The sequence below is a fragment of the Nonomuraea composti genome, assembly GCF_012034275.1.
GTDB lineage: Bacteria > Actinomycetota > Actinomycetes > Streptosporangiales > Streptosporangiaceae > Nonomuraea > Nonomuraea composti.
Map to the genome: position 1 here is coordinate 70546 of NZ_JAATEP010000003.1, position 12370 is coordinate 82915.

Consider the following 12370-nt stretch of genomic DNA (forward strand, 5'->3'; position numbering starts at 1 on the left):
CTCCTCGATCAGACTGGATAGCTGTTCGGCACGTAGATCTCCGGGATGCGATCGGCGTCGTCCCAGAGCACCGCGATCTTGTGCCCCGCGTGATTCGTCGGTTCGTTCGCACTTACAGCCTGCTTGCGCAGGCGGAGGACGATCTCCGGTAGCCGGTTCATGCCCTCCGCGTTGAGCGCCGCGGTCACCTGTGTCTTGAACGCGTCAGGGTTCACGTCGCTGTGCGGCCAGATCACCACCGCGATCCCCGCTGATATCGCAGTGGAGACCTCGTCGCCTTCCACGAGCCCCAGCCGCTGCTGAGGCGGGAACGTCATTCCGAGCGCGCAGACGTTCTTGTGACAGAGGCGGGCATAAAGCGTCTGGTGCGACAGCTCGCTCGGGTTCTGCACCCAGAGAATCGTGTCGGCGCCCGTCCCCGGGTCGCTGCGCATTCCGCTCCACTTGTCCTTCCAGCCGTGCCGCAACCGGCGGTCATGGGCAACCATCAGGAGCCTGTCCAGGCTCCGGACCACCACCGGATGATCTACCCCCAGGGGGTGCGCGAGTCCTGCCGAGTAAATCTCCCACTGCTCGATGTCACTATTGATCATCGAGCGCGGCAGAATGAACTCCAGCCACAGTTCCTCGGCGGGCAATGCGGCGATCGAGGTATGGGACAACAGCCTCTCGATCAGTGCGGGAACCTCCGAAAGTGCCAGCGCCTCGTCCGACCGTGACAGCGGACGCCCCAGCCCCCGGCCGTGCTGAACCCAGACAGTGACCAGGAACCTGTCCGGATTCGGGCCGTCGTTATCGAACTGCGTGATCAGATAGGAGATCGACGGATGCGGCATGCTGGAGATGCGATGTCTCAGGCGCCGTAAGGCGATCTGAGAGATTCCCTGCCGGTCGACGAAAGCGTCCACCCAAGAGCGGATCTCCTCATTGAGCCATGTGTCGACGTTGCGGGCAAGAAGCTCCAGGAAGCGGACGAGTGGCGGTATGCCGTCAGGCGACGAGGTAAGTCCTTCCAGGGACCGCAGCATGGTGATGGGGTTCGCTCCATCACCCGAAGGAGCGGGATTGGCGGGCTCTATGGCCTGCTCGTACATGATCTCGAACCGGGGGTCTTCCACATCCTCGAGCAGGTGATAGAGGTCGGCTCGTTCGTCCGTGCTCAGCAGTGGAGCCGGTACGTGGTCGTCGACCTCCCGCCTGACCTGTTCGAGCAGGTCATGATAGGGCGGTCCGGAGTGTCGCTGCTCCAGGAAGGAGAGCAGTTCATGGATCGCCCCGGGCTGATCGAGACACGCCCGTACAAGGCTGCTCATGTCGTCGATGACCTGATCCCGGTCCTCGATCACCAGGAAACGGAATCTTGCACGAAGGTAGTCCTTGTAGAGGCGGCGGGTGGACGAGTTCCGTAGCTCGGTGAAATTGAGCAGCATGGCCACGATGTCCTGCTCGCCGACTCTGGGGGCGGGAACCGGCGCCGGTGCCGTGACCTGGAGGTCGACCGGAGCGGCCGAGATCATCCTGGCCAGGCGGGTCCAGTACTTGCCGATGTGCTCCAGCGGAGCCATCCACGCCACACGCGTTTGCGGATCGTTGTCGGCGGCCACGACGCAGCCGATGACGGCATCATCGTCGTCCACGACGCCGGCTCCGCTGAACCCTTGGCGGATGCGTTGCCCGGTCAATCCGCCGTGCAGTTGGATCCACTCCCGGCCAGGCCCGGGGCCGATCATCTCCGCCTCTGCCCAGACGCCGTCGTAGCCTTTGGGATGCCCGAATGCCTTCACTGACCGGGCCCGGACCTGGCCGCACGGGCGTAACTTCGCAGGCCGTACGCGAAGGCCGGGGCCACGGTTGACGATGAGGATGGCGAAGTCTCCGCCGGTCTCATGCGCCGGGAACCATGCCTCGGGAAGGATGCGGGCGGGCCACTCACCGTCTTCGAGATGCGCCGGGAAGTCTACGATCACCGTCTGTCGGGGGAATTTCTGGCCGGACGAGCCCGCCGCCTCCGCCACGACGTGCGCACAGGTGAGCACCAGTTCCCGGGTCACCATGACGCCGGCCCCACGGACCCGGCCCGCATCATCCTTGATGCGGACCCGCCACGAGTAATCTACGTCTGCCGTCACGGCGACCGCCCCTTTACAACGTGAACACGATCAATATTGTGCCTGCGCTCCTTGCATCCCGGATCTTTCATGTATATTGCGCTTGCCTGCCGTCCACTGTCCCCGCAATTACATATCGCGACATTCGTGGAGACGTCACACGCAGGATCAAAAATGCCCTTTAAGGGCGCCCGAAAACGGTGACCGAAACGTGATCACCATTTATATGCGGCGGTAAATCTCACTCACATATTGATCCCACTGCCGAAGCAGGTGCCGATGTCAGAGCTGATGCGTTTCAATCTTGAGCGCGGCGGAGTGATACTGGTCGAGGTTGACGAGGACGAGCCCGGCATCGTCCGCGCCTCTCGAGTGGACGATGTCATCAAATCCTCTGCGTCGTCCTTCGGCGCTGCCATCGGCGCGGTCAGAGACGCAGCCGCCGAGGCCCTCCACAGATTCACCGAAATGAGCAGCCGGCCAACTGAAATCGAACTTGAATTCGGTGTCCGGCTCAACGTGCAGGCGGGAGCTGTGATCGCGAAAACCGCGGTCGACGGGCATCTCAAGGTAAAACTGGTATGGCGGGCCGAGGATTCCGCGCAGACGTAGTCCCGGCCATGCCACGCTCACACGGGGCGTGGGCCAGGCAGGAGGTTGGCCTCACCCTTCACGCCTTCCTTGCCGGGCCGGCGAGCACCCCACGGCCTGCGGTGCGTGTGGCAGTGCGGCTGTCAGACATCCTGGTCACCCGGCGCTCGACAAGGCGGTGTTCACCCGAAAAGAGAGGGTGCATTCCCCGGCGAAGTATCGCTCCAGGCCGCCGTCCGCCTGCCGGCAACACCCCCTTCGCCTGGCGTCACGCAGACCGCCAACTTTCGATCGCCGACTGCGCGGGGTAGGACACATCTGATCGGAAGATGCCTCGAATTGTTCCTTCTTTCGAATCTTGTCGCGGTGAAGGTTCAGGGTCTTCGATGTGCCGCTCCAGGGATTCGAACCCTGAACCTCCGCCTCCTGAAGGCGGCGCCTCTGCCATTGGGCCAGAGCGGCTTGGGCCCCGGGCCTGGCTGGCGTGGGCCGGCCCGGGGCGTGGGCCGGGTCCGGCCGGGGGGCGCCATTCCCGCCGGCCAGGCCGTAGCCCGCGGCCCTTTTCCCTTCAGGGCCGCTGTCTTTGAAAAAGTCCGAGTGGCAGGATTCGAACCTGCGGTGCTCCTGCTCCCAAGGCAGGCGGGCTGACCAAGCTGCCCCACACTCGGCTGGTGGAAGGGAAATGAAGAAGCCGCCTCGAAGTGGTCGAGACGGCTTTCCCGCGAACCCGTGAGCGGGTCAGCCGGAAAGCCTTCGCCGCAGCTCAGGCAGGGTGGCGGCGCTGGGTCGTGGCAGGGTCTGGGGGTGCACGTCGCCGCCTTTCCTCGTCGTTTCCTGGACGATGTCCACGGTAGGCCGGTGATCGGCCCCGTGCCACTTATTTATTCGCCGGCGCCGACGCGGCTTTCCGGGGTGTCGACGCGGAAGCGGGGCAGCGAGTCGGGGTAGTTGTCGCGGATGAAATTGACCAGGAATTCGCGTACGTCGCACTTGAGGTCCCAGGAGGACGGCGAGTCGGCGGCGCTCATGAGGGCGCGCAGCTCGACCAGGCCGTTCGGCAGCACGTCGGTGACCTGGAGGGTCCAGTCCTTCTGGTCCCACAGCGGGTTGCCCTGAAGGAACTCGTAGAGGGCGTCGCGCAGCTTCGGCACGGGGACCGACCAGTCCACGCGCAGCAGGCAGACGGCCAGGACGCGGCTGCCGTGGCGGGTCCAGTTCTCGAACGGGTTCTGGGTGAAGTAGGAGACGGGCAGCACGAGGCGGCGCTCGTCCCACAGGCGGAGCACCACGTACGTGAGCGTGAGCTCCTCGATGCGGCCCCACTCGTTCTCCACCACGACCACGTCGTCGAGGCGCAGCGCGTCGCTGAAGGCGAGCTGCAGGCCGGCGAGCATGTTGCCGATGGTGGGCTGGGCGGCGATGCCGACGATGGCGCCGGCGATGCCGGCCGAGGCGAGCAGTCCGGCGCCGAGCGCGCGCACCTGCGGGAAGGAGAAGAGCATGGCGCCGACCGCGATCACGATGATGACGGCGGCGGCGACGCGGCGGACCAGCGCGATCTGCGTCATGATCCGCCGCGCGCGCCGGTTGCGCTCCCCTTCGACCAGGACGAGCCGTTCGAGGATGACGTCGGTCAGCGCGTACGTGGCCTGCACGATGAGCCAGGTCACCGCGGCGATCGTGGCCAGCCCGAGCACCCGCTCGACGCTGCCGGCCACGCTCTTCTCGCTGGGCGAGTCGCCGAACATGCCGGGCCCGAAGACGAGGTTGAACGCCAGCACGGCGGCCACCGAGAAGGCGGCCCACGTACAGTGCTCCACCAGATGGCGGGCGAGCGCCCATTTCCGGCCCACCCTGGTGAGGACCCTCCTGGACAGCTCGACCAGGAGGACGGCTCCCACCACCGAGATGACGAGGATCGGCCAGTCAGCCGGAGACTGCACGCTCATGCCCCCAATGTCTTAGAACGTCTCGTCAAAGGTCACATTTCCCTCAACAGCCACTTGATACGCGGAAACGCGACGTTCGAAGAAATTGGCCAGCTCCTGCACGTCCTGCAACTCCATGAACGCGAACGGGTTCGCCGAGCCGTACCGCCTGGGCATACCCAGTCTGACCAGGCGCTGGTCGGCCACGTACTCCAAATACTGGCGCATCTGGTCCACGCTCATGCCGGGCATGCCCGCGCCGCACAGATCCTCGGCGAAGGCGAGCTCGGCGGCCACCGCCTCCTCCAGCATCAGCGTCACCTGCTTGGCGAGCTCGTCGTCGAACAGCGACGGCTCCTCGGCCCGCACGGTGTCCACGACGCTGAACGCGAACTCCATGTGCATGGACTCGTCCCGGAACACCCAGTTGGTGCCGGTGGCCAGGCCGCCGAGCAGGCCGCGGGAGCGGAACCAGTAGACGTAGGCGAAGGCGCCGTAGAAGAACAGGCCCTCGATGCAGGCGGCGAAGCAGATCAGGTTGAGCAGGAACTGGCGGCGCTGCTCGGCGGTCTCCAGCCGCTTCAGGCTCTCGATGGAGTCGATCCACTTGAAGCAGAACTCGGCCTTGTCGCGGATCGACGGGATGTGCTCGATCGCGGCGAACGCCTTGACCCGCTCGTCCGGGTCCGGCAGGTACGTGTCGAGCAGCGTCAGGTAGAACTGCACGTGCACGGCCTCCTCGAACAGCTGCCTGCTGAGGTAGAGGCGCGCTTCCGGCGCGTTGACGTGCTGGTAGAGGTTGAGCACGAGGTTGTTGGCCACGATGGAGTCGCCGGTGGCGAAGAACGCGACCAGCCGGTTGATCAGGTGCCGCTCCTGCGGCGTCATCCTGGCCAGGTCGGCGAGGTCGTTGTGCAGGTCCACCTCCTCGACGGTCCACGTGTTGCGGATCGCGGCGCGGTAGCGCTCGTAGAAGTCCGGGTAACGCATGGGCCGGAGGGTGAGGTCCATTCCGGGGTCGAGCAGCATGGGGGTGAAACTCCTTTACTGGCAGGCTTCGCAGGTCTCGGGGTTCTCCAGGGAGCAGGCCAGGGTCTCCGCCTCGGAAAGGGTCGACACCGTGGTCTGCGCGATGCGGGTGGCGGGGCGGGAGCGCAGGTAGTAGGTGGTCTTCAGGCCCTGCTTCCAGGCGTAGGCGTACATCGAGGAGAGCTTGCCGATGGTCGGGCTGGCCATGAAGAGGTTGAGCGACTGCGACTGGTCGATGTACGGCTGGCGCGCGGCGGCCAGGTCGATGAGCGCCTTCTGCGGCAGCTCCCAGGCGGTGCGGTAGAGCAGCTTGAGGTCGTCGGGGACGCCGGGGAGGTGTTGCACCGAGCCGTCGGCGCGCTTGAGGTCGTCGCGCAGCTGCTGCGTCCACAGGCCGCGGGCCTGGAGGTCGGCCACCAGGTAGCGGTTGACCTGGAGGAACTCGCCCGACAGGGTCTCGCGCTTGAACACGTTGGACACCTGCGGCTCGATGCACTCGTAGCAGCCGGCGATGGAGGCGATCGTGGCCGTCGGCGCGATGGCGATCATGAGGGAGTTGCGCAGGCCGGTACGGGCGATCTTCTCCCGCAGCGCGTCCCACCGTCCGGTCGTGCCCGCGCCGTAGTGGTCGGGGTGCAGGACGCCCGCCGCCGCGCGGGTCTCGTCGTACGACGGGTGCCGGCCGCGCTCGGCGGCGAGGTCGGCCGAGGTGTCGTACGCCGCCAGCGCGATCTCCTCGGAGATCCTGGTGGACAGCTCCAGCGCCCGCGGCGAGTCGAACGGCAGCCGCAGCGTGAAGAACACGTCGGCCAGCCCCATCAGCCCGAGCCCGATGGGCCGCCAGCGCCGGTTGGCCGCCTCGGCCTCGGGCGTCGGGTAGAAGCCGAGGTCGATGGTGCGGTCGAGGAAGCGGACGGCGGTACGGACGGTGCCGCGCAGCCGCGCCCAATCGACGTCGCCGTCGGCCAGGTGGGCGGCCAGGTTGATCGAGCCGAGGTTGCAGACCGCGGTCTCGGCGTCGCTGGTGACCTCCAGGATCTCGGTGCAGAGGTTCGACAGGTGGATGACGTTGCCGGGGCGGGCGGTCTGGTTGGAGGTGCGGTTGGCGGCGTCCTTGAACGTCATCCAGCCGTTGCCGGTCTGGGCGAGCGTGCGCATCATCCGGCCGTAGAGGGTGCGGGCCGGGATCTGCCTGACATGTCGCCCGGCGGCCTCGTAAGCGCGATATCTCGCGTCGAACTCCGCCCCGTACAGGTCGGTGAGGTCGGGCGTCTCCTTCGGGTCGAACAGCGACCACATCTCGTCGGCCTCGACCCGGCGCATGAACTCGTCGGGCACCCAGTTGGCCAGGTTCAGGTTGTGGGTGCGGCGGGCGTCCTCGCCGGTGTTGTCCCGCAGCTCCAAGAACTCCTCGATGTCGGCGTGCCAGGTCTCCAGGTAGACGCAGGCCGCGCCCTTGCGCCGGCCGCCCTGGTTGACCGCCGCCACGGAGGAGTCCAGCGTGCGCAGCCAGGGCACGATGCCGTTGGAGTGGCCGTTCGTGCCCCTGATCAGGGAGCCGCGCGAGCGGACCCGGGTCCAGGAGATGCCGATGCCGCCGGCGTACTTGGACAGGCGGGCCACCTGCCCGTACCGGTCGTAGATCCCCTCCAGCTCGTCGCGCGGCGAGTCGAGCAGGAAGCAGGACGACAGCTGCGGGCGGCGCGCGCCCGCGTTGAACAGGGTGGGCGAGCTGGGCAGGTACGCCAGCGACGACATGAGCCCGTACAGCTCGGCCGCCTCGGCGACGCTCTCCGACAGTCCGCAGGCCACGCGGAGGAAGAAGTGCTGCGGCCGCTCCAGCACCTTGCGCGTCTCGGGGTGGCGCAGCAGGTAGCGGTCGTAGACGGTGCGCAGCCCGAAGTACTCGAACCGGCCGTCGGCCTCCTCGCTGATCAGCGCGTCCAGCTCGGCGGCGTGGGCGGCGACGAACTCGGCCAGCCCGTCCTGGATCAGCCCGGCCGCGTGGGTGGCCGCCACCGACTCGGAGAACGAGCGCACGCCGTGCCCGGCGGCCTCGTCGGCGATCTCCTCGGCCAGCAACCGGGCGGCGACCCGCGAGTTGGCCGGGTCGGCGATCACCCGCGCGGCCGCCTCCTCGATGGCCAGGCGGCGGTCAACCTCGACGATCTGCGTCACGTTCGCTCCTCATCCCCGTGAGGGCATGCGAGAGCACGGCAGCACCCGTCGTCGTGCCGCGTCGCGCTCCGGCCCACCCTCGAGACCCTGAACACTTCATGCCGGGCGCATCCCGGCATACCGCTGGCAGGTCTTCGGGCTCGCGGGCACGCTCGATGGCACCTACTGGCCGTCGCTTCCCGGATCTCTCCAGTGCGTGTGACGGCGGTCGTTCCCGCTCACCGCTGCGGGGCAGCCCCGGAATCGCACCGGGTTCCCTCTTGCTCCGCCTCCTGCGAGGCGAACCAGCGACGAGCAGGATCCTACATCTAGTGGCCGTTCCCGCAACTACCCCAGCATGTTGTGGCTTTCGTGCTGTCGAGCAAACCAAGATCACGCAGTACGGCCCGGGTGCGGGCGATCTCGGTGCCGAGCCAGCGGGCGAAGTCGTCGCCCGACAGCGGGATCGGCAGCCAGCCGGCGGCCAGGCAGGCCGCCTCCCACGCGCCCGACCGGAGGACCTTCTCGCACATGCGGACGGCCGATTCGCGGCTCTCGTCCGGCATGTCCTCGGGGCCGAACGCGGCCGTCCAGTCGGCGAAGTCCACCCGCACGCCGCACTCCAGCAGCGTCGGCACGTCGAGGTCGGGCACGCGCTGGGCCGAGGAGATCGCCAGCGCCCTGACCCGGCCGCGGCCGATGGCGGCGCGCCAGCCGGCCAGCGGGCCCGCCGCCGCGACGACCTTGCCCGCCAGCAGCGCCGAGGCGACCTCGGCCAGGCTCGGGTAGCCGGTGTAGTCGACGCGCCTGCCGTCGGCGCCGATCGCCCGGGCGACCAGGCCGAACAGCAGGTGGTCCGGCTCGCCCTGCGGGCCGCCCGCCAGCAGCGTACGGCCGGGGTCGGCGAGGAGTCGGGCGCCGAAGTCGTCGAAGTCCTGGACGGGCGAGCGGGCGGGCACGACCACGACCTCGACCTGGCCGCTCAGCCTGGCGAGGGGGGTGGCGGTGTCGAGCAGGCTCTGGCCGTTGTTCAGCTCGGCGGCGGCCAGCGCGGGCAGCCCGCTCACCGTGACGGCGAAACCGTCGCCGGCCCCCTGGCCGTGGCCCGCCCCCGAGCCGCCGCCCCGGGAGTCGCCGGTGATCGCGGAGCCGTCGGCGGCAGCGAAGCCCGCGGCGCGGGCCGCGCCCGCGAACGCCTGCCCGACGTGCGCCCAGCGCCGCCCCGCCGCCTTGATCGAGAATCCGGTACGCAGCACGTTCCGCGCCCGCTCCGTGCCGCAGCCGGCCACGCACGCGGCGACGCCGAGCCCGCAGGCGAGGAACCGCCGCCGGCCGATGTCCTTCTCCCCCGAATCCCCCATTACTCTAGGTTATTAACCCATTACAAGACGCTCTACACTGGGGTCGCGGTCAACACCATTTATCGCGCTTTTGACTGATTTTCCGGCTTAAGTGATTTTTCTCGCCACTCCGGCCATCAAGGACGACGGCAACGACCAGTCCCCCACCAGTTTCGGCCGATCCGGCCGCCAGTCGGTCGCTTGGACGAGCCCCGGCGGCTCCAGCGGCCAGTCACCGAAGAACGCCCTGATCTGCGCCGGCGACCGGTCGGTCCCGCCGCTCGCGGACGCGCTCCGGCGGTAGGAGGCGGCCCGCTCCTCGTCCTCCACGTTTCCCAGGGTCGTGGCGTGCGAGATCACCAGGTAGCCGCCCGGCGCCAGCCGCTCCCGCAGCACCGCCACCGCGCGCTGCGGGTCCGTACCGTCCGGCAGGAAGTGCAGGATCGAGACCAGCAGCACCCCGACCGGCCGGTCGAGGTCGAGGAACTCACCGGCCCCCGCCAGCACCTCCTCAGGGTCGAGCAGGTCGGCCTGGACGAAACGGGCCCTGCCCGGCGAGTGCCGGAGCAGGGCCGTGGCGTGTGCGGCGACGACGGGGTCGTGATCGACGTAGACGACCCTGGCCTCGGGCGCCACCTCGTGCGCGCTGCCCTGGGTGGGCAGCCCGCTGCCGAGGTCGAGGAACTGGTCGACCCCGGCGCGGGCGACGTAGCGTACGGCACGCTGAAGGAAGGCCCGGTTCGCGCGGGCCAGCGGGACCGCCTCCGGGATCAGCTCGGCGAGCTGGTCGATGGCCTGGCGGTCGACCGCGAAATTGTCCTTCCCGCCGAGCATGTAGTCGTACATGCGTGCGGGATGGGGCCTCTGATGGTCGAACTGCCGCACAGTATCGAATTTATGTCGTATCCAGCCGGATAACACTACCTTGGGAAGATTGTGGCTGAATTAATCTCGGCTATTCCACCGTAACGCTCTTGGCGAGATTGCGCGGCTTGTCCACATCGCGGCCCAGCGCCACCGCCGCGTGGTACGCGAACAGCTGCAGCGGGATCGTCAGCAGGATCGGGTCGAGCTCGATCTCGTTCTTCGGGATCACGATCACGTCGTCGGCCAGCTTCGCGTCCGGCTCGCGGTGCCCCACCATGAGCACCTGGCCACCGCGCGCCCGGATCTCGCCGAGCGTCGTGAGGTTCTTGTCCAGCAGCTCGTCGTCGGGCACGATCGCGACCGTCGGCATGTCGGGGCCGATCAGCGCCAGCGGGCCGTGCTTCAGCTCGCTGGCCGGATACGCCTCGGCGTGCACGTAGGAGATCTCCTTGAGCTTCTGCGCGCCCTCGCGGGCCACCGGGTAGCCGCGCACCCGCCCGACGAACATCATGCTCGGGTGCGGCGCGTACTTCTTGGCCAGCTCAGCGATCCGCTCGCCCTGCCCCAGGATCTGCTCGATCTGGCCCGGCAGCTTGCGCAGGCCCTCCACGATGCGCCGCCCGTCGGCGGGCGACAGGTCGCGCACGCGCCCCAGGTGCAGCGCGAGCAGCGCGAACGCCACCGACGTCGAGGTGAACGCCTTCGTCGAGGCGACCGAGACCTCCGGCCCCGCGTGCAGGTAGATGCCGCCGTCCACCTCGCGGGCGATGGCGCTGCCCACGGCGTTGACGATGCCGATGACCCGGCCGCCCTTGCGCTTGAGCTCCTGCACGGCGGCGAGCGTGTCGTAGGTCTCGCCCGACTGGCTGATCGCGACGTAGAGCGTGTCGGGGTCGACGACGGGATTGCGGTAGCGGAACTCGCTGGCCGGCTCGGCGTCGGACGGGATGCGCGCCAGCTCCTCGATGAGCTGCGCGCCGATCTGGCCCGAGTAGTACGCGGAGCCACAGCCGATGATCTTCACCCGGCGGAAGCCGCGGGTCTCGCGCGCGTCCATGTTCAGGCCGCCCAGGTGCGCCACGTGGAAACGCTCGTCGAGCCGGCCGCTCATCGTGCGGGTCATCGTCTCCGGCTGCTCGGAGATCTCCTTGAGCAGGTAGTGCTCATAGCCGCCTGTGTCGTAGTGGCCGGCGTCCCAGTCGACGGTCAGCGGCTCCTTCGCCGTCTCGCGCGCGTCGCTGGCGAACGTGTGGAAGCCGTCGGCCTTCAGCACGGCCAGCTCGCCGTCCTCAAGATGCACGACCTGGCGGGTGTAGCGGACCAGCGCGGCCACGTCGGAGGCGGCGAACATCTCCTTCTCGCCGATGCCCAGCACGATCGGGCTGCCGTTGCGCGCCACGACCACCTCGCCCGGCCGCTCGGCGTCGATCACCGCGATGCCGTACGTGCCGACGATGCTCTTCAGCGTCTTCCTGACGGCCTCCTCCAGCGACTCGTTCTCGTCGACCGCGGCGGCGATCAGGTGCGCCAGCACCTCGGTGTCGGTCTCGGAGGCGAACACCACGCCGTCGGCCTCCAGCTTGGCGCGCAGCTCCCCGGCGTTCTCGATGATGCCGTTGTGGACGACCGCGATGCGCTCGTCGGCCGACAGGTGCGGGTGCGCGTTGACGTCGCTCGGCACGCCGTGCGTCGCCCACCGCGTGTGCCCGATGCCGAGGCCGCCCTTGAACCTGACCGGCACGACCTTGGCCAGGTCCGCCACCCGGCCCTTGACCTTGCGCACCTTCAAGCCCTTGTTGGACACCACGACCCCTGCCGAGTCATAGCCCCGGTACTCCAGCCGCTGCAGGCCCTCCAACAGGATGGGCGCCGCGTCCTTGGGGCCGACGTAGGCCACGATTCCGCACATCGAGGTCTCCTCTATCCGTAAACGATCCTGCGTAGCTGCCTCAGCGACAGCTCTGGAGCCGCTACCCGCCGGCTCCGTAATTCGGCGGCGATCCGGGGAAAGCTCTCGTCATTGGTGAAGCTCTTGGACTTCAACTCGCCGTGGCGGCGGCGGACGTACTCCTCCGTGGACTCCGAGAAGTACGACAGCACGTCGGCGACCACGCGGGCGGCCTCGCCCGGGCCGAGCGGGCTCGTCCGCGTGAGGTGCGTGATGAGATCTTCGTACGGATGCCGTGCCGTGGACACAGACGAGGACACTACGGCGCTGGAACGAGACACGCCAACATCCTGCCCGATATCGGGCAGGAAATGCTTCCAGGTCGTCGGTTCGGGCGTGGCTGGGGGGTGAAGTGAGGATGAGAATCGGTGCTGATCCGATGGTTCCCATCCGTATCATCCG

9 protein-coding genes, 2 tRNA genes and 1 riboswitch are annotated in these 12370 nt (G+C 68.1%); of the genes, 1 reads left to right on the top strand and 10 read right to left on the bottom strand.

What is annotated here, in order from left to right:
* Positions 1-8: 8 nt before the first annotated feature.
* A complete protein-coding gene (locus HCN51_RS05725; RefSeq protein ID WP_168007553.1) occupies positions 9-2129 on the bottom strand; it encodes a VMAP-C domain-containing protein in 2121 nt (706 codons plus the stop codon).
* Positions 2130-2387: 258 nt separating this feature from the next.
* On the opposite strand from HCN51_RS05725, the gene HCN51_RS05730 reads away from it, so the two are divergent.
* A complete protein-coding gene (locus HCN51_RS05730) occupies positions 2388-2720 on the top strand; it encodes a CU044_2847 family protein (RefSeq protein ID WP_168007555.1) in 333 nt (110 codons plus the stop codon).
* Between the two features lie 368 nt (positions 2721-3088).
* Here HCN51_RS05730 and HCN51_RS05735 read toward each other — a convergent pair.
* The 9 genes from HCN51_RS05735 to HCN51_RS05775 all read right to left on the bottom strand — a co-directional run bounded on the left by HCN51_RS05735 (position 3089) and on the right by HCN51_RS05775 (position 12216).
* Positions 3089-3161: transfer RNA gene (locus HCN51_RS05735), tRNA-Leu, on the bottom strand.
* A 130-nt stretch (positions 3162-3291) separates the two neighbouring features.
* A tRNA-Pro gene (locus HCN51_RS05740) sits at positions 3292-3367 on the bottom strand.
* A 213-nt stretch (positions 3368-3580) separates the two neighbouring features.
* On the bottom strand, positions 3581-4648 hold the full coding sequence (locus HCN51_RS05745; RefSeq protein WP_168007564.1) for a mechanosensitive ion channel family protein: 1068 nt from the start codon (positions 4646-4648) through the stop codon (positions 3581-3583).
* A 12-nt stretch (positions 4649-4660) separates the two neighbouring features.
* Entirely contained in the window at positions 4661-5656 is a 996-nt protein-coding gene (locus HCN51_RS05750; RefSeq protein WP_168007566.1) for a ribonucleotide-diphosphate reductase subunit beta, read from the bottom strand.
* A gap of 15 nt (positions 5657-5671) precedes the next feature.
* Positions 5672-7834, bottom strand: coding sequence for a ribonucleoside-diphosphate reductase subunit alpha (locus tag HCN51_RS05755; RefSeq protein WP_168007576.1), 2163 nt, complete (start codon positions 7832-7834; stop codon positions 5672-5674).
* Positions 7835-7942: 108 nt separating this feature from the next.
* Positions 7943-8138: riboswitch (cobalamin riboswitch) on the bottom strand.
* Positions 8139-8142: 4 nt separating this feature from the next.
* On the bottom strand, positions 8143-9174 hold the full coding sequence (locus tag HCN51_RS05760; RefSeq protein WP_168007578.1) for a Bug family tripartite tricarboxylate transporter substrate binding protein: 1032 nt from the start codon (positions 9172-9174) through the stop codon (positions 8143-8145).
* Positions 9175-9261: 87 nt separating this feature from the next.
* Positions 9262-10074, bottom strand: a complete 813-nt coding sequence (locus HCN51_RS05765) for an SAM-dependent methyltransferase (RefSeq protein WP_346433544.1) — start codon at positions 10072-10074, stop codon at positions 9262-9264.
* Positions 10075-10108: 34 nt separating this feature from the next.
* On the bottom strand, positions 10109-11929 hold the full coding sequence (gene glmS / locus HCN51_RS05770; RefSeq protein WP_168007582.1) for a glutamine--fructose-6-phosphate transaminase (isomerizing): 1821 nt from the start codon (positions 11927-11929) through the stop codon (positions 10109-10111).
* Between the two features lie 11 nt (positions 11930-11940).
* Complete coding sequence (locus tag HCN51_RS05775) at positions 11941-12216, bottom strand: hypothetical protein (RefSeq protein WP_168007584.1); 276 nt, start codon at positions 12214-12216, stop codon at positions 11941-11943.
* Positions 12217-12370 lie beyond the last annotated feature (154 nt).